The organism is Kitasatospora sp. NPDC001547 (genome assembly GCF_042894165.1).
In the GTDB taxonomy this organism is placed as follows: Bacteria; Actinomycetota; Actinomycetes; order Streptomycetales; family Streptomycetaceae; genus Kitasatospora.
In genome coordinates, this window is sequence record NZ_JBIAVL010000003.1 from 565,699 (window position 1) to 585,205 (window position 19,507).

General features: G+C 72.8%; 17 protein-coding genes. 15 read left to right on the forward strand and 2 right to left on the reverse strand.

Annotated features, from left to right (window positions below; all coding sequences use genetic code 11):
* The first annotated feature begins 63 nt into the window (after nt 1–63).
* From ACFY0X_RS08175 to ACFY0X_RS08185, 3 genes are read left to right on the forward strand one after another with little or no spacing between them, the layout of a single operon-like run.
* Complete coding sequence (locus ACFY0X_RS08175) at nt 64–1,074, forward strand: ABC transporter permease (protein ID WP_387750497.1); 1,011 nt, start codon at nt 64–66, stop codon at nt 1,072–1,074.
* A complete protein-coding gene (locus ACFY0X_RS08180; protein WP_387750500.1) occupies nt 1,071–2,141 on the forward strand; it encodes an ABC transporter ATP-binding protein in 1,071 nt (356 codons plus the stop codon). Before ACFY0X_RS08175 ends, ACFY0X_RS08180 begins: the two co-directional genes overlap by 4 nt.
* A 34-nt stretch (nt 2,142–2,175) precedes the next feature.
* On the forward strand, nt 2,176–3,228 hold the full coding sequence (locus ACFY0X_RS08185) for an ABC transporter ATP-binding protein (RefSeq protein WP_387750502.1): 1,053 nt from the start codon (nt 2,176–2,178) through the stop codon (nt 3,226–3,228).
* Between the two features lie 72 nt (nt 3,229–3,300).
* On the opposite strand, the gene ACFY0X_RS08190 is transcribed toward ACFY0X_RS08185, so the two are convergent.
* Entirely contained in the window at nt 3,301–4,632 is a 1,332-nt protein-coding gene (locus ACFY0X_RS08190; protein WP_387750504.1) for an acyltransferase family protein, read from the reverse strand.
* Nucleotides 4,633–4,717: 85 nt separating this feature from the next.
* Here ACFY0X_RS08190 and ACFY0X_RS08195 point away from each other — a divergent pair, with 85 nt between their 5' ends.
* A complete protein-coding gene (locus tag ACFY0X_RS08195) occupies nt 4,718–5,377 on the forward strand; it encodes a trimeric intracellular cation channel family protein (RefSeq protein ID WP_387750506.1) in 660 nt (219 codons plus the stop codon).
* Here the strand turns inward: ACFY0X_RS08195 and ACFY0X_RS08200 are convergent.
* Nucleotides 5,283–6,059 (reverse strand): IclR family transcriptional regulator, encoded by a 777-nt coding sequence (locus tag ACFY0X_RS08200; RefSeq protein ID WP_387750509.1) that lies wholly within the window; start codon nt 6,057–6,059, stop codon nt 5,283–5,285. The genes ACFY0X_RS08195 and ACFY0X_RS08200 overlap by 95 nt on opposite strands.
* A gap of 220 nt (nt 6,060–6,279) precedes the next feature.
* On the opposite strand from ACFY0X_RS08200, the gene ACFY0X_RS08205 reads away from it, so the two are divergent.
* The 11 genes from ACFY0X_RS08205 (at nt 6,280) to gatB (ending at nt 19,421) form a co-directional block, all read left to right on the forward strand.
* The gene (locus tag ACFY0X_RS08205) at nt 6,280–7,461 is read left to right on the forward strand and encodes a cysteine desulfurase family protein (protein WP_387750512.1); all 1,182 of its coding nucleotides are present in this window, start codon (nt 6,280–6,282) and stop codon (nt 7,459–7,461) included.
* A 49-nt stretch (nt 7,462–7,510) separates the two neighbouring features.
* Complete coding sequence (mnmA, locus tag ACFY0X_RS08210) at nt 7,511–8,647, forward strand: tRNA 2-thiouridine(34) synthase MnmA (RefSeq protein WP_387750515.1); 1,137 nt, start codon at nt 7,511–7,513, stop codon at nt 8,645–8,647.
* A 107-nt stretch (nt 8,648–8,754) separates the two neighbouring features.
* Complete coding sequence (locus tag ACFY0X_RS08215; protein ID WP_387750518.1) at nt 8,755–9,279, forward strand: TIGR00730 family Rossman fold protein; 525 nt, start codon at nt 8,755–8,757, stop codon at nt 9,277–9,279.
* Between the two features lie 13 nt (nt 9,280–9,292).
* On the forward strand, nt 9,293–9,982 hold the full coding sequence (locus ACFY0X_RS08220) for an SDR family oxidoreductase (protein WP_387750521.1): 690 nt from the start codon (nt 9,293–9,295) through the stop codon (nt 9,980–9,982).
* Between the two features lie 96 nt (nt 9,983–10,078).
* A complete protein-coding gene (locus tag ACFY0X_RS08225; protein ID WP_387750523.1) occupies nt 10,079–11,089 on the forward strand; it encodes a methionine synthase in 1,011 nt (336 codons plus the stop codon).
* A 19-nt stretch (nt 11,090–11,108) separates the two neighbouring features.
* Nucleotides 11,109–13,397 carry an NAD-dependent DNA ligase LigA gene (gene ligA, locus ACFY0X_RS08230; RefSeq protein WP_387750525.1) on the forward strand — a complete coding sequence of 763 codons (2,289 nt, stop codon included), beginning with the start codon at nt 11,109–11,111 and terminating at the stop codon, nt 13,395–13,397.
* A 322-nt stretch (nt 13,398–13,719) separates the two neighbouring features.
* On the forward strand, nt 13,720–15,537 hold the full coding sequence (locus ACFY0X_RS08235) for a putative bifunctional diguanylate cyclase/phosphodiesterase (RefSeq protein ID WP_387750528.1): 1,818 nt from the start codon (nt 13,720–13,722) through the stop codon (nt 15,535–15,537).
* A gap of 255 nt (nt 15,538–15,792) precedes the next feature.
* The gene (gatC, locus tag ACFY0X_RS08240) at nt 15,793–16,089 is read left to right on the forward strand and encodes an Asp-tRNA(Asn)/Glu-tRNA(Gln) amidotransferase subunit GatC (protein WP_030057414.1); all 297 of its coding nucleotides are present in this window, start codon (nt 15,793–15,795) and stop codon (nt 16,087–16,089) included.
* A gap of 5 nt (nt 16,090–16,094) precedes the next feature.
* A complete protein-coding gene (gatA, locus tag ACFY0X_RS08245; protein WP_387750530.1) occupies nt 16,095–17,588 on the forward strand; it encodes an Asp-tRNA(Asn)/Glu-tRNA(Gln) amidotransferase subunit GatA in 1,494 nt (497 codons plus the stop codon).
* Nucleotides 17,585–17,845 (forward strand): hypothetical protein, encoded by a 261-nt coding sequence (locus ACFY0X_RS08250; RefSeq protein ID WP_387750533.1) that lies wholly within the window; start codon nt 17,585–17,587, stop codon nt 17,843–17,845. Before gatA ends, ACFY0X_RS08250 begins: the two co-directional genes overlap by 4 nt.
* An 82-nt stretch (nt 17,846–17,927) precedes the next feature.
* On the forward strand, nt 17,928–19,421 hold the full coding sequence (gatB, locus tag ACFY0X_RS08255) for an Asp-tRNA(Asn)/Glu-tRNA(Gln) amidotransferase subunit GatB (RefSeq protein WP_387750616.1): 1,494 nt from the start codon (nt 17,928–17,930) through the stop codon (nt 19,419–19,421).
* Nucleotides 19,422–19,507: the final 86 nt, after the last annotated feature.

Consider the following 19,507-nt stretch of genomic DNA (forward strand, 5'->3'; position numbering starts at 1 on the left):
CAGCGGCGCCCGCCGCCGTCCGGAGGATCCCGGACGGCGGCGGGCCGCCGGAGCCGCCCTACTGTGTTTGCCTACATCATCCGCAGGACCTTCGCGGCCGTGATTCTGCTGCTGGTCGTCAGCGCGGTCACCTTCGCGATCTTCTTCCTGCTGCCGCGCCTCGCCGGCGAGACGGCCGACCAACTGGCCGCCCAGTTCATCGGGAAGAGCCCGTCCCCCGAGACGATCGCGGCGGTCAAGCAGAACCTCGGCCTCGACCAGCCGCTGTACGCCCAGTACTGGAAGTTCCTCAAGGGCCTGGTCGCCGGCGCCGAGTACAACTTCGGGCCGGAACCGGCCACCTGCCACGTGCCCTGCTTCGGCTACTCCTTCAAGAACCACCTCGAGGTCTGGCCCGAGCTCTCCAAGCGGATCCCGACGACCATCTCGCTCGCCGCCGGCGCGGCCGTGCTCTGGCTGGTCTCCGGCGTCGCCACCGGCGTCGTCTCCGCCCTGAAGCCGCGCTCGATCTTCGACCGGCTCTCCATGGGCGTCGCGCTCGCCGGCGTCTCGCTGCCGGTCTTCTTCACCGGCGCGCTGCTGCTCACGCTGTTCAGCTACGAGTGGCCGATCCTGGACAACCTGCAGTACGTGGACTTCACGGAGAACCCGCTGATGTGGGCCCGCAACCTGATCCTGCCGTGGATCTCGCTGGCCTTCCTCTACTCCGCGCTCTACGCCCGGCTCACCCGCGCCGGGATGCTGGAGACCATGAGCGAGGACTACATCCGCACCGCCCGGGCCAAGGGCCTGGTCGAGCGCAAGGTCGTCGCCCGGCACGGGCTGCGCGCCGCGCTCACCCCGATCGTCACGATCTTCGGCATGGACCTCGGCCTGCTGCTCGGCGGCGCGCTGATCACCGAGCAGGTCTTCTCGCTCCAGGGCGTCGGCCAGTTCGCCGTCCAGGCGATCTCCGACAACGACCTGCCCAAGATCCTCGGCGTCACCCTGCTCGCCGCCTTCTTCATCGTCGTCTGCAACCTCGTGGTCGACCTCCTGTACGCGCTCGTCGACCCCCGGGTGAGGCTCTCGTGACCGACCTCCAGAAGAACCCGGCGGACGCCGCGCGGACCCCGTCCGGCGAGCCCTTCCTCTCCGTGCGGGACCTGCGGATCCACTTCGACACCGACGACGGCCTGGTCCGCTCGGTGGACGGGGTCAGCTTCGACCTGCACAAGGGCCGCACCCTCGGCATCGTCGGCGAGTCCGGCTCCGGCAAGTCCGTCACCTCGCTGGGCATCATGGGCCTGCACCGCTCCAAGCGGGCCCGGATCAGCGGCGAGATCCGGCTGAACGGCGAGGACCTGATCGCGGCCGGCCCGGACCGGGTGCGCCAACTGCGCGGCCGCGAGCTGGCGATGATCTTCCAGGACCCGCTGACCGCGATGCACCCCTACTACACGGTGGGGCAGCAGATCGTCGAGGCGTACCGGGTGCACCACCCGGAGGCCACCAAGAAGCAGGCCCGGGCCCGCGCGATCGAGATGCTCGACCGGGTCGGCATCCCGCAGCCCGACCGCCGGGTGGACGACTACCCGCACCAGTTCTCCGGCGGCATGCGCCAGCGCGCGATGATCGCCATGGCCCTGGTCAACGACCCCTCGCTGCTGATCGCCGACGAGCCCACCACCGCCCTGGACGTCACCGTCCAGGCGCAGATCCTGGACCTCATCCGCGACCTGCAGGAGGAGTTCGGCTCCGCCGTCATCATCATCACCCACGACCTCGGGGTGGTCGCCGAACTGGCCGACGACATCCTGGTCATGTACGGCGGCAAGTGCGTCGAGCGCGGCCCGGCCGAGACCCTCTTCGACTCGCCCGAGCACCCGTACACCTGGGGCCTGCTGGGCTCGATGCCGCGACTGGACCGGGAGCTCCAGGACCGGCTGGTGCCGGTCAAGGGCACCCCGCCCAGCCTGATCAACGTGCCGTCCGGCTGCGCCTTCCACCCGCGCTGCCCGTACGCCGCCCTGACCGACGGGCGTTCCACGAGCGAGGTCCCGGTGCTGACCGAGGCCGCCTCCGGACACTTCGCGGCCTGCCACCTGGCGGCCGCAGAGCGGCACCGCATCTTCGCCGAAGAGATCGCGCCCCGGCTGTGAGCCCGGCCTCGTACCACCTTTCTGGAGAGAACCGATGACGGACACTCAGGCGGCGGCGACCCCGTCGCCGGCAGCCGCCCCCGGCCGCGAACCGCTGCTGAAGGTGGCCGGCCTGACCCGGCACTTCCCGATCCGCAGCGGGCTGCTGATGCGCCAGACCGGCGCGGTGCGGGCCGTCGACGGCATCGACTTCACGGTCAACGCCGGTGAGACGCTGGGCGTCGTGGGCGAGTCCGGCTGCGGCAAGTCGACCATGGGCCGACTGGTCACCCGGCTCGACGAGCCGACCGGCGGGACCATCGAGTTCGAGGGCACCGACATCACCCACCTGGGCGTCGGGGCGATGCGGCCGCTGCGCCGCGACATCCAGATGATCTTCCAGGACCCGTACTCCTCGCTGAACCCCCGGCACACCGTCGGCACCATCGTCGGCGCGCCGTTCAAGCTCCAGGACGCGGTGCCGGCCGGCGGGCTCAAGAAGGCCGTCCAGGAACTGCTGGAGCTGTGCGGGCTCAGCCCCGAGCACTACAACCGCTACCCGCACGAGTTCTCCGGCGGCCAGCGCCAGCGCATCGGCATCGCCCGGGCGCTCGCGCTCAAGCCGAAGATGATCGTCGCGGACGAGCCGGTCTCCGCGCTGGACGTCTCGATCCAGGCGCAGGTCGTCAACCTGCTGGACGACCTCCAGCAGGAGCTCGGGCTGACCTACCTGATCATCGCGCACGACCTCTCGGTGGTCCGGCACGTCTCGGACCGGGTCGCGGTGATGTACCTCGGCAAGATCGTGGAGATCGCCGACCGGAACTCGCTCTACCGCAGCCCGATGCACCCGTACACCAACGCGCTGATGTCCGCCGTGCCCGTCCCGGACCCGCGCCGCCGCCAGCGCGCGGGCCGCGAGCGGATCCTGCTCAAGGGCGACGTCCCCTCGCCGATCAACCCGCCCAGCGGCTGCCGCTTCCGCACCCGGTGCTGGAAGGCGCAGGACGTGTGCGCGAGCCAGGAACCGCCGCTGACGGCGCTGGAGACCGGGCACCAGGTGGCTTGCCACTTCCCCGAGAACGCTCCGGAGAGCGCCACGGTCTGAGGTCCAGCCGGTACGCAGGAGGCCGCCCGCCCCGCTCGTGGGGTGGGCGGCCTCGGTGCGTCGGTCCGCGGGTCAGGCGCCGCCGGCCGGCTCCGGCTCGCGCGTGCCCGGGGCGGCGAGCGGCGCCGGGGCGGGCGCCGGGAAGCGCCGGTCCAGCGCCGCGACCGCCTTGCGGCCGAGCTTCTGGAAGGGGATCTCGACCAGCCGGTAGGAGAGGTACCCGAGCACCACCAGCGCCCCGAGGTAGCCGAGGGTGAGCGCGGCCTGCCCCTTCGGCCCGACGACCGGCGGGTGGCTCCGGAGCAGCCGGGCGAGGAGGAACATCAGCGGGCCGTGCAGCAGGTAGACCGAGAAGCTGATCGTGCCGAGCCCGCCGAGCCAGCGCGGGAAGCGGCGGCGGCGCAGCAGCACGGCCGCCGCGAACAGCGCCCAGGCGGCCAGGTAGGCCGACGAGAAGGACTGCCACGAGGGCGTCCAGGTGTGCCACAGCGCCGTGCCGCGGTTGTACAGGTAGCCGACCGTGACGCCGGTGACGACCACGAAGGCGCAGCAGAACAGGGCCGGGAGCCGGTCGAGCTGCCCGTGCTCCAGCCGGTACAGCACGGTGCCGGCGAACATGGTCGCGAAGATCAGCATGGTCTCGAAGCCGGTGGTCCGGTTGTTCACCGTGATCAGGACCAGGCCCAGGCCGCCGAGCAGCAGCGCGCCCCAACGGGTCAGGTCCGGGCGGGCGGTGGCGATGCAGGCCATCGCCGTCAGCACCACGATCCCGGCGGCCGCGACCAGGTTCCCGGTGGCCGCCGGGTCCACCGAGATGCCGCCGATCGGCAGCCAGGCGCCCAGCACCAGGGCGACGGACGCGAAGCCGATCGTGATCGGCGCGCTGTGCCGGTGCCAGCCCCGGACGAAGAGCGCCGAGACGAAGTAGTAGAAGACCATCTCGTAGGTGAGCGACCACATCACCCCGAGCGCGCTGGGCACCCCCAGCAGGTCCTGGAGCAGCAGGCCGTTGGCGGCGAACGACAGCGCCGGGTGGTCGAAGGCGAAGTCCTGGACGACCTGGTCGCCGCGGGGCAGCACCAGCAGGCTCGCCCCCACCGCGACGGCCACCGCCGGGTAGAGGCGGAAGAACCGTCCGGTCCAGAACGCCCGGACGTCGCCGCGCCGTTCCAGCGAGGCCGGGACGATGTACCCGCTGACCAGGAAGAACAGCATCACGCCGAAGAGGCCGAGGTCCAGCTGCCGGGGCACCCAGGCCGCGTGCCGGATCTTGTCGAGCAGCCCGAAGTGGTGCATGGCCACGGCGAGGGCGGCGACGCCGCGCAGTGCGTCCAGCCAGCCGAGCCGCGCGGTGGCGCGGGAGACCGGCGGCTCGGGCGCCGACCGGGGCTTCACGAGCTTCACAGGCGGAGGCTAGCGGAATCCGGCGGGCGGCACCGGCGCACCCGACGCGTCCGGAGCACCCGTGCGGATCGGGTACACATGGACGGTGACATCCCAGCTCTTCCCGACCGACGTGCAGCAGTCGCTGGACCTCGTCGGCATCTTCGTCTTCGCCCTCTCCGGGGGCCTGCTCGCCGTCCGCAAGAACATGGACATCTTCGGGATCTGCGTGTTGGCGGAAGCCACCGCCCTGGGCGGCGGGGTGATGCGCGACCTGGTGATCGGCGCCACCCCGGTCGCCGCGTTCACCAACCTCGGCTACTTCGTGACGCCGCTGGCCGCCGCGCTGGTGGTGTTCTTCCTGCACCCGGAGGTCGAGCGGATCAACCGGGCGGTGCAGACCCTGGACGCGCTCGGGCTCGGGCTGTTCTGCGTGACCGGCACCGCCAAGGCGCACGACTTCGGGCTCGGCGCGGTCGCGGCGATCGCGCTCGGCATGGTGACCGCGGCCGGCGGCGGTGTGATCCGCGACGTGCTGGCCGGGGAGATCCCCTCGCTGCTGCGCTGGGACCGGGAGATCTACGCCGTCCCGGCCCTGGTCGGCGCCACCGTGGTCGCGCTGCTGATCGGCGCGGACCGCCTCACCGGGGTGACCGGCACCGCCGCCGCGCTCACCGCCTTCGGGCTGCGGATGCTCGCCCTGAAGTACGGCTGGCGTGCCCCGCGGGCCTGGCACCGCAACGGTTCTCGCACCAGCGAGGAGTAGGCGAGCCGCCGTACGCGAGCGAGATCGCCTCGGCGGTGCAGAGCAGTTCCGGCACCATCCGGGCCAGTTCGGCCGGCGGTACCTCGCTCGCCGGGGCGCTCAGCGCGCAGGCCGCGACCGTCCGCCCGCCGCTGCCCGCGACCGGCGCCGCCACGCAGGTCACCGGCTCGTGGTGCTCGCGGGACTCGGCCGCCCAGCCCAGGCGGCGCACCGCCGCCAGCTCGTTCGGCAGGTCCTCCTCGCGGGCGCCGTCCGCGGACAGCCCGGCGAGCAGCACCCGGCCGACGGCCGTCCCGTCCACCGGCGCCCGGCGCCCGATCCGGGACGGCTCCGCACCCGGCAGCCCGGCCACCTCGTCCAGGTAGAGCACCTCGCCGTCGTGCAGCACGGCGAGCCGGACGGTGTAGCCGCAGCGGGCGTTCAGCGCGGCCAGGTACGGCGCGGCGACCTGCCGGACGTCGAAGTCCTCCAGCGCGCGGTGGGCCAGCGAGAGCACCCGGCCGCCGATCCGGTAGCGCAGGTCCGGCTGGCGGCGGGCGAAGCCGTGCTCCTCCAGGGTGCGCAACAGCCGCAGGGCGGTGGACTTGTGCACCCCGAGGCTGCTGGCGGCCTGCTCCAGCGAGAGCGGCGCGTCGCCGAGTGCGTCGAGCAGGGTCAGCGCGCGGTCGACCGACTGCGACATGGCGTCTTCCCGTGGATCCGGCTGACTGGTGGCGTCAGGCTAACCGCTGGGGGGCGCAGTGGTACAAACCAGTGCCGGACGCGGCCGTCCGGCGGCGGTGCGCCGACGGCGCCGCGCGCGGTGGCCGGACCGGGGCGTGGCCCCGGTGGGCGGTCCGGTGGCCGGATCGGAGCACGGGCCTGGAGGGCCGGGCGGCGCCGCGCTCTACAATCGGGGGGTTATGCCATACCTGGACCATGCGGCGACCACGCCGATGCTGCCCGAGGCGATCGCCGCGATGACGGCGCACCTGGGGGTGGTCGGCAACGCCTCGGCCCTGCACGCGGCCGGCCGCCGGGCCCGCCGGGTGGTCGAGGAGTCCCGGGAGTCGCTGGCCGAGTCGCTGGACGCCCGCCCCAGCGAGATCGTGCTCACCGGCGGCGGCACCGAGTCCGACAACCTGGCGGTCAAGGGCCTGTACTGGGCCCGCCGGGACGCCGACCCGGCCCGCACCCGGGTGCTGTGCAGCCCGGTCGAGCACCACGCGGTGCTGGACGCGGTGCACTGGCTCTCCGAGCACGAGGGCGCCCGGGTCGACTACCTGCCGGTGGACGGCTACGGCCGGGTGCACCCCGAGGCGCTGCGCGAGGCGATCGAGCGGGACCCTGCCGCGGTCGCGCTGATCACCGTGATGTGGGCCAACAACGAGGTCGGCACCGTCCAGCCGGTGCGCGAACTGACCGCCGTGGCGGCCGAGTACGGCATCCCGGTGCACGCCGACGCGGTGCAGGCGCTCGGTCAGGTCCCGGTCTCCTTCGCCGAGTCGGGGCTCACCGCGCTCACCGTCACCGGGCACAAGATCGGCGGCCCGTTCGGCATCGGCGCGCTGCTGCTCTCCCGGGGCGCCGCGCCCGTACCGCTGCTGCACGGCGGCGGGCAGGAGCGCGACGTGCGCTCCGGCACCCTGGACGCCCCCGGCTCGGCCGGCTTCGCGGCCGCCGCGGCGCTCGCCGTGGAGCGGCGGGCCGGACACGCGGCCGCGGTGGGCGCGCTGCGGGAGGAGCTGGTGGCCGCCGTGCTGGCCGCCGTCCCGGACGCGGTCCTCAACGGCGACCCGTCGGCCGGGGGCCGGCTGCCCGCCAACGCCCACTTCTCCTTCCCCGGCTGCGAGGGCGACGCGCTGCTGATGCTGCTGGACGCGGCCGGCATCGAGTGCTCGACGGGCTCCGCCTGCTCCGCCGGGGTGCCGCAGCCCAGCCACGTGCTGCTGGCGATGGGCGTCGACCCGCTGCTGGCGCGCGCGTCGCTGCGGTTCTCGCTCGGGCACACCTCGGTGCGGGAGGACGTGGCGGCGCTCGGCGAGGCCATCGGGCCGGTGGTGCAGCGGGCGCGCAACGCGGGGCTGGCCTCCGTACGGCGGTAGCTCCCGCGCGGTGGGGCATGTCCGGCGGCCCCGTAGGCTTGTACTCACCATGACTGACTTCCCGGGTGCCCCGACCACTCCCTCCACCGGCCGTCTGCGCGTGCTCGCGGCGATGTCCGGCGGAGTCGACTCCGCCGTCGCCGCCGCCCGCGCCGTCGAAGCGGGGCACGAGGTGACCGGCGTCCACCTGGCGCTCTCCGCCAACCCGCAGTCCTTCCGGACCGGCGCGCGCGGCTGCTGCACCATCGAGGACTCCCGGGACGCGTGGCGCGCGGCCGACGTGATCGGCATCCCGTTCTACGTCTGGGACCTCGCCGAGCGCTTCCGCGAGGACGTGATCGACGACTTCGTCGCCGAGTACGCGGCCGGGCGCACGCCCAACCCGTGCCTGCGCTGCAACGAGAAGATCAAGTTCGCCGCGCTGCTGGACAAGGCCGTCGCGCTGGGCTTCGACGCCGTCTGCACCGGCCACTACGCCCGGATCGTCGACCTGCCGGACGGCTCGCGCGAGCTGCACCGGGCCGTCGACGCCGCCAAGGACCAGTCCTACGTCCTCGGCGTGCTCGACGCCGACCAGCTCGCCCACTCGCTCTTCCCGCTCGGCGACACCACCAAGGACGCCATCCGCGAGGAGGCCGAGCGCCGCGGCCTGGCCGTCGCCAAGAAGCCCGATAGCCACGACATCTGCTTCATCGCCGACGGCGACACCCAGGGCTTCCTGGCCAAGCACCTCGGCACCGCGACCGGCGACATCCTCGACGTCGACGGCACCAAGCTGGGCGAGCACGACGGCGCGTACGGCTTCACCATCGGCCAGCGCAAGGGCCTGCGGATCGGCCGCCCGGCGGCCGACGGCAAGCCCCGCTACGTGCTGGACATCTCCCCGGTGAACAACACCGTGACGGTCGGCCCGGTCGAGGGCCTCGACGTCACCGGGCTGACCGCCATCCGCCCCCGCTGGTGCGGCACCGAGCCGCTCGCCGACGGCCGCTACACCGCCCAGCTCCGCGCCCACGGCGAGGAGGTGCCGGTGTACGCCTCCGTGGTCGACGGCGAGCTGCGGGTCCAGCTGGACACCCCGGTGCGGGGCATCGCCCCCGGCCAGGCCGTGGTCCTCTACGACGGCACCCGCGTCGTCGGCTCGGCGACCATCGCGACGACGGAACGCCCGGCCGTCACCGCCTGAGCGCGCTCCGGTCGGCCGGGAGCTCCACCCGCCGGAGCGGGCACGGGGCGGACCACGGGTAATGCCGGTGAAGCGCTGCCGCAGCGCGTGATAGACCAGACGGCATCATGAATATCTCTGTCTTCTGCTCCGCGTACTCGCTCGACGACCGCTACTCCGCCCCCGCCGCGGAGTTCGCCCGGCTGCTGGGGGAGGGCGGGCACACCCTGGTGTGGGGTGGCTCGAACGCCGGGCTGATGGGGCTGCTCGCGGACGAGGTGAAGGCCGCCGGGGGCCGGCTGGTCGGGGTGATGGTGGAGATGCTGCGGCACAAGGCGTACGTCGGTGCCGACGAGCTGGTGTGGACGGCCGACCTCGGCGAACGGAAGGCGGTGCTGGCCTCGCGGGCGGACGCCATCGTCGTGCTGGTCGGCGGGCTGGGCACGCTGGACGAGGTCGCCGAGGTGCTCGAACTCAAGAAGCACGGGATGTTCGAGAAGCCGGTGGTCGTCCTGGACAGCGAGGGCTTCTACTCCGGCCTGCGCACCCAGATGGAGCGGATGGACGCCGAGGGCTTCCTGCCGCGCCCGCTCGCCGAGCTGATCACCTTCGCGGACACGCCCGCCGAGGTCTTCGCCCAGCTCAAGGCCTGATTGGATCAGGGCCATGGCTACCCATCTGATCACCGGCGCCGGCTCCGGCATCGGCGCCGTCCTCGCCGAGAAGCTCGCCGCGCGCGGGGACGAACTCTGGCTGCTGGCCCGCGACGCCCGCCGGGCCGCCGAACTGCGCGAGCGCTTCCCCGGCGCCCGTACCCTCGTCGGGGACCTCGGCGACCCGGGCAAGCTCTCCTGGGCCTTCGGCCACCAGCAGCTGCCCGTCGAGCTCGACTCCCTCCTGCACGTCGCGGGCGTGGTCGAGCTGGGCACGGTCGGCGACCTCACCCCCAAGGCCTGGCAGGAGACGCTCAACGTCAACCTCGTCGCCCCCGCCGAGCTGACCCGGCTGCTGCTGCCGTCCGTCCGGCTGGTCAAGGGCCACGTGGTCTTCGTCAACTCCGGCGCCGGCCTCAACGCCCACGCCGAGTGGTCCGCGTACGCGGCCAGCAAGCACGGCCTGAAGGCGCTCGCCGACGCGCTGCGCCAGGAGGAGCACGCGGGCGGTGTCCGGGTCACCTCGGTCTACCCCGGCCGGACCGCCACCGCGATGCAGGTCAAGGTGCACCAGCAGGAGGGCAAGGAGTACGACGCCGACCGCTGGATCGAGCCGGAGTCCGTCGCCCGGGCGGTCCTCGCCGCCCTCGACGCCTCCCGCGACGCGGAGATCACCGACATCACCGTCCGCCCCGGACGGTAGCGCCCAGCGCGGGAAGTCGGCCCGGCCGACTTCCCGCGCACGCGCCGGGGTCCGTCCGGGTGAGCCGGCGCCGTCCGGCTGAGTAGGCTCGGGCAGGTGAGCACCGGACACCCCTTCCCTGACCTGCGCGGCGCCGCCACCGGCGTCGGCTCGCTGCCCGGCACCGACGCGCGGGAGGCCGCCAAGACCTCCACCGGCGCCCTGGAGCACCTGCCGTTCCTCCCCGAGCTGCCCGCCCGCGGCCCCGGCGCCGACACGATCGGACGCGGCGCCGGCCTGCTGGTCGAGCTGTTCGCGCAGACCGAGCCGAGCGGCTGGCGGTTCACCGACCGCCCCGGCCGGGACACCCGGCGGGCCCACTCCTGGCTCGGCGAGGACCTGGACGCGCTGGAGGAGTTCACCCAGGGCCACCAGGGCGCGCTCAAGGTCCAGGCCGTCGGCCCGTGGACGCTGGCGGCGAACATCGAGCTCAAGCACGGCGAGAAGGCGCTCTCCGACCCCGGCGCCTGCCGCGACATCGCCGGCTCGCTCACCGAGGGCCTGCGCCGCCACCTCGCCGACGTCCGCAAGCGGGTGCCCGGCGCCGAGGTCGTGCTGCAGCTGGACGAGCCCTCGCTGCCCGCCGTCCTGGCCGGATCGGTGAAGACCGCCAGCGGCTTCCAGCGGCTGCGCTCCGTCGACCGGCAGGTCGCCGAGGAGGTGCTGCGCGAGGTCGTCCGGAGCCTGGACGCGCCCGTCGTCGTGCACAGCTGCGCGCCGGACGTCCCGGTCCCGCTGCTGCGCCGCGCCGGGGTGGCCGGGATCTCGCTGGACTTCTCGCTCCTCACCGAGCGCCAGGACGACGACCTGGGCGAGGCGGTGGAGGGCGGCACGACGATCCTCGCCGGTGTCGTCCCCGCCACTGACCAGGCGGTGTCCGACCCTGCCGGTAGTGTCCAGGGTGTCAGGACCTTGTGGCGCAGGCTGGGGTTCGCCCCGGAGCTGCTGGGCCGCCGTGTGCTGGTGACGCCGACCTGCGGGCTGGCCGGGGCCTCCCCGGCGTACGCCCGCAGGGCGCTGTCGCTCGCGGCGCGGGCGGCGCAGAGCCTGGTGGACAACCCGGAATGAGAATGCAGGAGGGCTTGCGGTGACGGCTGTCGAGGGCTGGGAGGACGTCCCGGCGGAGGTGCGCAGGCGGCACGCCGAGCTGGCGCAGGAGATCACCGACCACCGCGCCCGGTACTACGAGCAGGACGCGCCGACCGTCAGCGACGCCGAGTTCGACGCCCTGATGCGGGAGCTGGAGGGGATCGAGGCCGAGCACCCGGCCCTGGTCACCCCGGACTCCCCGACGCAGCGGGTCGGCGGCGCGCCCACCGCGCTGTTCGCCGAGGTCGAGCACCGCGAGCGGCTGCTCAGCCTGGACAACGCGATGGACGACGAGGAGCTGGCCGCCTGGGCCGAGCGGGTCGCCACCGAGCTGCACGGCATCGACTACCACTACCTGTGCGAGCTCAAGGTGGACGGCCTGGCCGTCAACCTCACGTACGAGAACGGCCAGTTGACGCAGGCGGCGACGCGCGGCGACGGCCGGGTCGGCGAGGACATCACCGCCAACGTCCGCACCATCAAGGAGATCCCGCACCAGCTCAAGGGCGACGACATCCCGGAGCTGGTCGAGATCCGCGGCGAGGTCTACTTCCCGACCGAGGCCTTCGACGCGCTCAACGCCTCCTTCGCGGAGGAGAACGAGCGCCGCCGGCAGGAGAACGAGGAGCGCGCCAAGGAGGGCAAGCGGCCCCGGGCGATGATCCGGCTGTTCATGAACCCCCGCAACGCCGCCGCCGGTTCGCTGCGCCAGAAGGACCCGCACGTCACCGCCTCCCGCCCGCTGCACATGGTGGTGCACGGCATCGGCGCCCGGGTCGGCTTCGACATCGACAACCAGTCGCACGCCTACCGACTGCTGCACGACTGGGGCCTGCCCACCGCCCGGCACAACAAGGTGGTGAAGACGCTCGCCGAGGTGCGGGCCTTCATCCAGCACTTCGGCGAGCAGCGGCACTCGGTCGAGCACGAGATCGACGGCGTGGTCGTCAAGGTGGACGAGATCGCCCTGCAGGGCCGGCTCGGCGCCACCTCCAAGTCGCCGCGCTGGGCGATCGCCTGGAAGTACCCGCCGGAGGAGGTCACCGGCAAGCTGGCCGAGATCAAGGTCGGCATCGGCCGCACCGGCCGGGCCACCCCGTACGCGGTGCTGGCCGAGCCGGTGAAGGTGGCCGGCTCGATGGTGCAGTACGCGACGCTGCACAACCAGGAGATCGTCAAGGCCAAGGACGTGCTGCTCGGCGACACCGTCGTGCTGCGCAAGGCCGGCGACGTCATCCCGGAGATCCTCGGCCCGGTCTACGACCTGCGGGACGGCACCGAGCAGGCCTTCGTGATGCCCTCGCACTGCCCGGAGTGCGACAGCGAGCTGCGGCCGATGTCCGAGGGGGACATCGATCTGCGCTGCCCCAACGCGCAGTTCTGCCCGGCCCAGATCCGGGAGCGGATCGCCTTCCTGGGCGGGCGCTCCTGCCTGGACGTCGAGGGCCTCGGCTACGTCGCGGCCACCGCGCTGACCCAGCCGCTGGAGCCGGCCGAGGCGCCGGTCCGGAACGAGGCCGACATCTTCCGGCTGACGCCGGAGAAGCTGCTGCCGATCAAGGTGCTGGTCCGGGACCCGAAGACCGGCATGCCCAAGCTGGACGACCGGACCGGCAGGGAGAAGGAGGTCTTCTTCTTCGCCACCACCAAGGGCGAGCCGAAGAAGTCGCTCCAGGTCCTGATCGACAACCTGGAGGCGGCGAAGGAACGGCCGCTCTGGCGGTTCGTCAACGGCCTGTCCATCCGGCACGTCGGCCCGGTCGCCGCCCAGGCGCTGGCCAGGGAGTTCCGCGACCTGGAGAAGATCTTCGAGGCGAGCGAGGAGCGGCTGGCGGCCGTCGAGGGGGTCGGCCCGATCATCGCCCGCTCGATCCGGGAGTGGTACGCGGAGGAGTGGCACCGGCGGATCCTGGAGAACTGGAAGGCCGACGGCGCCCGCTTCACCGAGGAGTTCGCGGACGAGGAGGGGGCGGAGCGCCCGCTGGAGGGCCTGACCGTCGTGGTGACCGGCACCCTGGCCGGCCACACCCGGGACGGCGCCAAGGAGGCGCTGACCTCCCGTGGAGCGAAGGTGACCGGCTCGGTTTCGAAAAAGACCGATTTTGTGGTCGCCGGTGACAACCCTGGGTCCAAATACGACAAGGCTGTTCAGCTCGGCCTGCCGGTCCTGGACGACGCCGGGTTCGCCGTCCTGCTCGCCGACGGGCCCTCCGCCGCCCGCGCCCACCTGGGGCTTCCGGAGCCGGAGGAGGCGGAGGAGCCGACGGAGGAGCCCGTCGGGGACTGACCCGGAGCCGACCCGAGCGGCCGGTGGCCGGACCGGTGTTGTTATCGTCCTGATGCGGCGTCACCGGGTGCCGTGCGGTGAAAGCGGGCATTGTGTCACTGTGCGACACCCGGGCGCGGTGGCGCGTTTCCGGTTGTCCGAAAGTCTGCCCACCGGGTGGACCCCGGCTTACCCTGGAGCGCAACAGAGTGTCAGCAGGGGTGGGGGCACCGGCTGGGCCGGTGCTCCTCGGGGTCGCTCCATGCCCGGCAGCTGTCGGTACCGGCACGGTGCCTCACCGTAAGGCGGCCTGACGGGGCGGGCCCGACGGAGGACAGGGCTTATGGATCGTACGACCGGCGGTGCGCCCACACGCCCGCCGCAGGGGGTGGCGGGTGCGGTCCTGCTGCTCGGCGTGCTGCTGGCCGGAGCCGCGCCGCTCATCCCGCTGGCCGTCCTGGTCTACCGGTACGAACCCGAGTTGCTGCCGCTGTTCGCCGTGCCCCTGGCGGTGCTGGTGGCGGCCTGGCGGATCGCCCGGGACCGCGCCCGCGACCAGCTGACCGACCCGCTGACGGACCTGCCCAACCGTCAGGCCCTGCTGCTGGCCGCGCAGGAGGCGATCGCGGAGTGTGAACAGGGCTACAGCGTCGGTCTCATCCTGCTCGATCTCGACCGCTTCCGGTCACTCAACGACACACTCGGTCATACGGCCGGTGACCGGTTACTGGTTCACATCGCCCGCCGACTGCACCGGGCACTGCGCTCCGGAGGACCGGCCGGCAGCGCCACCCGGGAGTCCATCGACGACGTCTTCGCCGGGCTCCCCCGGCACTACCGCCGCGGCCGCCCGATGGTGGCCAGGATGGGCGGCGACGAGTTCGCCGTCCTGCTGCCCGGCATCAACTGCCCGGACAGCCTGGAGCGGGTCGCCAAGGCGCTGATCGCCGAACTGGCCGCCCCGATCCGGCTGGACGGGCTGTTGCTCGTCCTGGAGGCCAGCGGCGGCGTCTGCGTCTACCCGCAGCACGCCCAGGACGCCGAGTCGCTGCTGCGCCGCGCCGACGTCGCGATGGGCCACGCCCAGCGCGGATGCAGCGGGGTCGCCCAGTACGACGAGACCCAGGACGCCGACACCCCGTACCGGATCGGGCTGCTGGGGGACCTGCGCCGGGCGCTGGAGACCGGTGAGGTGCAGCTGCACTACCAGCCGAAGGTGGCCTTCGACGGCCGGGTGGTCGGCCTGGAGGCGCTGCTGCGCTGGGAGCGGCCCGGCCAGGGGAAGGTCTCCCCGGACGAGTTCGTCGGGCTCGCCGAGTCCAGCGGCCTGATGCCGCGGCTCACCGACTACGTGCTGGAGGCGGCCGTCGGCCAGCTCGCGTACTGGCGCGAGCAGGGCCTCCAGGTGCAGGTCGCGGTCAACGTCTCGCCGCGCGACGTGCTCAACCCCGGCTTCGCCCAGCGGGTGGCCGGCCACCTCGTGCGCCACCAGGTGCCGGCCCACGCGCTCCAGCTGGAGATCACCGAGCGGCTGCTGCTGGACGACTCCCGGCGGGCCGCCGACACCCTGGCCGAGCTGCGCGGCTACGGCGTCGGGATGTCCCTGGACGACTTCGGCACCGGGCACTCCTCGCTGGTGCGGCTGCGCAGCCTGCCGGTCGGCGAGCTGAAGATCGACCGCTCCTTCGTCTCCCGGATGGTCGCCGACGACCACGACGCGGCGGTGGTCCGCTGCTCGGTGGAGCTCGCCCACTCGCTGGGCCTGACCGTGGTCGCCGAGGGCGTCGAGGACGACGAGACCTGGGAGCGGCTGCACTGCATGGGCGTGGACGCCGTCCAGGGCTGGCTGGTGTCGGCCGCGCTGCCGGCCGAGCAGGCCACCGCCTGGCTGCGGGTGCACCGCACCGGCGCCCCGCCGGTGGAGCGGCTGGGCGTGCCGCCCCAGCTGCACGCCGGCTTCCAGCCGGTCCAGGCCGCCAAGCCGATCGCCCAGCCGATCGCCCAGCCGGTCCGGCCGCCGGTGCTGCCGCCGACGCTCCCGACGCTCCCGCAGGTCCGGCCGCCGGTCATCCCGCCGACGCTGCCGCCGGTGGCACAGGTGGTGCAGGCCGCGCACATGGAGATCAAGCCGCAGGGCTGGGCCCGCACCCGGCCGCAGTAGCGCCCCGCCGGACGCCGGGGTCGACGCCTGCCGGGAGCCTGCCGTACACCGGGGCCGACACCCGCCGGACGCCCGCGGCCGGGCCGGTGACGGGCGCCGCGGCTCACTCGTTGGCCGGGGTGGGGGACGGGCCCCATAGGATGGGGTCCAAAGACCATGAGGACGGAGCGCCGAACAGGCTGCTCCTGCCCGGGCCCGGCACCGCCCCGCAAGGCACCGCCGGGTCTCACCAGAACTCACCCTGAGGATCGCTGCATGCCTGGCATCACGCGCGAGGAGGTCGCCCACCTCGCCCGGCTGTCGCGTCTTGAGCTGAAGCCCGAAGAGCTGGACCACTTCGCCGAGCAGCTCGACGTGATCATCGGCGCGGTCGCCCGCGTTTCCGAGGTCGCCGGACAGGACGTCCCGCCGACCTCCCACCCGCTGCCGCTGACCAACGTCATGCGCGCGGACGAGGTGCGGCCGTCGCTCACCCCGGAGCAGGCGCTGTCCGGCGCCCCCGCCGCCGAGGAGCAGCGTTTCCGTGTGCCGCAGATCCTCGGGGAGGACTGACCGAGATGTCCGAGCTCATCCGTTTCACCGCCGCCGAGACCGCGGGCGCCATCGCCAAGGGCGAGGTGTCCGCCGTCGAGGTCGCGCAGGCCCACCTGGACCGCATCGACGCCGTCGACAAGAAGGTCAACGCCTTCCTGCACGTCGACACCGAGGGCGCGCTGGCCGCGGCCCGGGCCGTCGACGCGAAGCGAGCCAAGGGCGAGGAGCTGGGCCCGCTGGCCGGCGTCCCGCTCGCGCTCAAGGACGTCTTCACCACCAAGGGCATCCCGACCACCTGCGGCTCGAAGATGCTCGAGGGCTGGATCCCGCCGTACGACGCCACGCTGACCAGCCGTCTCAAGAGCGCCGACGTCGTCATCCTCGGCAAGACCAACATGGACGAGTTCGCGATGGGCTCCTCCACCGAGAACTCCGCGTACGGCGTGACCGGGAACCCGTGGGACCTCTCCCGCATCCCCGGCGGCTCCGGCGGCGGTTCGGCCGCCGCGCTGGCCGCCTTCGAGGCCCCGCTGGCGATCGGCACCGACACCGGCGGCTCGATCCGCCAGCCCGGCGCCGTCACCGGCACCGTCGGCGTCAAGCCGACCTACGGCTCGGTGTCCCGCTACGGCCTGGTGGCGTTCTCCAGCAGCCTGGACCAGGGCGGCCCGTGCGCCCGCACCGTGCTGGACGCGGCGCTGCTGCACGAGGCCATCGCCGGGCACGACCCGCTGGACTCCACCTCGATCGACGCGCCGGTCCCGGCCGTGGTCGAGGCCGCGAAGATGCGCGACGTCCGCGGGATGCGGATCGGCGTGGTCAAGGAGTTCGCCGGCGAGGGCTACCAGGCCGGCGTGATGCAGCGCTTCGACGAGTCGGTGGAGCTGCTGCGCGAGCTGGGCGCCGAGGTCGTCGAGGTCTCCTGCCCGTCCTTCACCCTGGCGCTGCCGGCGTACTACCTGATCGCGCCCAGCGAGTGCTCCTCCAACCTGGCCCGCTTCGACGCGATGCGCTACGGCCTGCGGGTCGGCGACGACGGCAGCCGCTCGGCCGAGGAGGTCACCGCCCTGACCCGCGAGGCCGGCTTCGGCCCCGAGGTCAAGCGCCGCATCATCCTGGGCACCTACGCGCTGTCCTCGGGCTACTACGACGCCTACTACGGCTCGGCCCAGAAGGTCCGCACGCTCATCTCGCGCGACTTCGACGCCGCCTTCGCGGGCGTGGACGTGCTGGTCTCGCCGACCACGCCGACCACCGCCTTCCCGATCGGCGAGCGCGCCGACGACCCGATGGCGATGTACCTGGCCGACCTGTGCACGATCCCGTCCAACCTGGCGGGCAACGCGGCCATGTCGCTGCCGGTCGGCCTGGCTCCGGAGGACAATCTCCCGGTCGGCCTGCAGATCATCGCACCCGCGATGGCGGACGACCGCCTGTACCGCGTGGGCGGCGCCGTCGAGGCCGCACTCAACGACAAGTGGGGGCACACCCTGCTGGAGGAGGCACCGGCACTGTGAGCAAGATCGAGAAGGCCAAGGCCCAGTCCGCTTCGCTCAAGGGCTTCAAGCACAGCAAGCCCGGTCTGTGGCTGTCCATCGGCACCAGCGCGTTCGGCGCGATCTCCATCGCCAAGGACGTCCGCAAGGCCCGCGAGGAGAGCGACACCCTCAAGCTGGTCAACGCCCTGGTCGGCGCGGCCGCGCTGATCACCGGCACCGCGCTGCTGGTGCGCGAGCTGCGCCAGCTGGGCTCCGACGACGTGCTGCTGGGCTGAGCGCCCCGGCCCGGCCGCGCACGAGCGGCGGCCGGGCCCGTACCTCCCAAAGTCTTTTGAACGAAGGGACGCTGTGAGCGTCATGAACCTGGTCTCCTACGAGGACGCTCTCGCGTCGTACGACCCGGTGATGGGCCTTGAGGTCCACGTCGAGCTGGGCACCAAGACCAAGATGTTCTGCGGTTGCTCGACCGAGCTGGGTGCCGAGCCGAACAGCCAGACCTGCCCGACCTGCCTGGGCCTGCCGGGTTCGCTGCCGGTGGTCAACGCGGTCGGCGTGGAGTCGGCGGTCAAGATCGGCCTGGCGCTGAACTGCGAGATCGCCGAGTGGTGCCGGTTCGCGCGGAAGAACTACTTCTACCCGGACATGCCCAAGAACTTCCAGACCTCGCAGTACGACGAGCCGATCGCCTTCAACGGCTACCTCGACGTGCAGCTGGAGGACGGCTCGACCTTCCGGGTGGAGATCGAGCGCGCCCACATGGAGGAGGACACCGGCAAGTCCAGCCACGTCGGTGGCGCGACCGGCCGCATCCACGGCGCCACCCACTCGCTGCTCGACTACAACCGGGCCGGCATCCCGCTGATCGAGATCGTCACCAAGCCGATCGAGGGCGCCGGCGAGCGGGCCCCCGAGGTCGCCAAGGCGTACGTCGCCGAGCTGCGCGAGCTCATCCGTTCGCTCGGCGTCTCCGAGGCCCGGATGGACAAGGGCCAGATGCGCTGCGACGTCAACCTGTCGCTGCGTCCGAACGGCACCGAGACCTTCGGCACCCGCTCGGAGACCAAGAACGTCAACTCGCTGCGCAGCGTGGAGCGGGCCGCCCGGTTCGAGATCCAGCGGCACGCCACGGTGCTGACCGACGGCGGCACCATCGTCCAGGAGACCCGCCACTTCCACGAGGACAACGGCACCACCACCTCGGGCCGGATCAAGGACAACGCCGAGGACTACCGCTACTTCCCCGAGCCGGACCTGGTGCCGGTGGCCCCCTCCCGCGAGTGGGTCGAGGAGCTGCGCGCCGCGCTGCCCGAGCTGCCGCGGGTGCGCCGCGCCCGGCTGCAGGCCGAGTGGGGCCTGTCCGACAAGGACATGCAGTCCGTCCTCAACGCCGGTGCGGTGGGGCCGATCCAGGAGACCATCGCGGCCGGTGCCCCGGCCGACCAGGCCCGCAAGTGGTGGATGGGCGAGCTGGCCCGCCGGGCCAACGAGACCGGCACCGAGCTGAGCGAGCAGCCGATCACCCCGGTGCAGGTCGCCCGGGTCGCCGCGCTGGTCGCCGAGGGCAAGCTGAACGACAAGCTGGCCCGCCAGGTCATCGAGGGCGTGCTGGCGGGCGAGGGCGAGCCGGACGCGATCGTCGAGAAGCGCGGCCTGGCCGTGGTCTCGGACGACTCCGCGCTGGGTTCCGCCGTCGACCAGGCCATCGCCGAGAACGAGGGGATCGCCGCCAAGATCCGCGACGGCAAGGTCCAGGCCGTGGGCGCGCTGGTCGGCGCGGTCATGAAGGCCACCCGCGGCCAGGCCGACGCGGCCCGGGTGAAGGACCTGATCCTGGAGAAGCTTGCTTCCTAAGGCTTCTAAGGCATCTAAGGGCCCCTAAGTAAGGCCTAAGGCCCCATCTCTCCTATGTATCTAGGAGGGATGGGGCCTTAAACCTT

Excerpts from the sequence above, each read along its gene's own strand:
- ACFY0X_RS08185 (WP_387750502.1), top strand. The coding sequence starts at position 2,176 with ATGACGGACACTCAGGCGGCGGCGACCCCGTCGCCGGCAGCCGCCCCC.
- ACFY0X_RS08200 (WP_387750509.1), bottom strand. The coding sequence starts at position 6,059 with ATGTCGCAGTCGGTCGACCGCGCGCTGACCCTGCTCGACGCACTCGGC.
- ACFY0X_RS08205 (WP_387750512.1), top strand. The coding sequence starts at position 6,280 with ATGCCATACCTGGACCATGCGGCGACCACGCCGATGCTGCCCGAGGCG.
- mnmA (WP_387750515.1), top strand. The coding sequence starts at position 7,511 with ATGACTGACTTCCCGGGTGCCCCGACCACTCCCTCCACCGGCCGTCTG.
- ACFY0X_RS08215 (WP_387750518.1), top strand. The coding sequence starts at position 8,755 with ATGAATATCTCTGTCTTCTGCTCCGCGTACTCGCTCGACGACCGCTAC.
- ACFY0X_RS08220 (WP_387750521.1), top strand. The coding sequence starts at position 9,293 with ATGGCTACCCATCTGATCACCGGCGCCGGCTCCGGCATCGGCGCCGTC.
- ACFY0X_RS08235 (WP_387750528.1), top strand. The coding sequence starts at position 13,720 with ATGGATCGTACGACCGGCGGTGCGCCCACACGCCCGCCGCAGGGGGTG.
- gatC (WP_030057414.1), top strand. The coding sequence starts at position 15,793 with ATGCCTGGCATCACGCGCGAGGAGGTCGCCCACCTCGCCCGGCTGTCG.
- gatA (WP_387750530.1), top strand. The coding sequence starts at position 16,095 with ATGTCCGAGCTCATCCGTTTCACCGCCGCCGAGACCGCGGGCGCCATC.
- gatB (WP_387750616.1), top strand. The coding sequence starts at position 17,928 with ATGAACCTGGTCTCCTACGAGGACGCTCTCGCGTCGTACGACCCGGTG.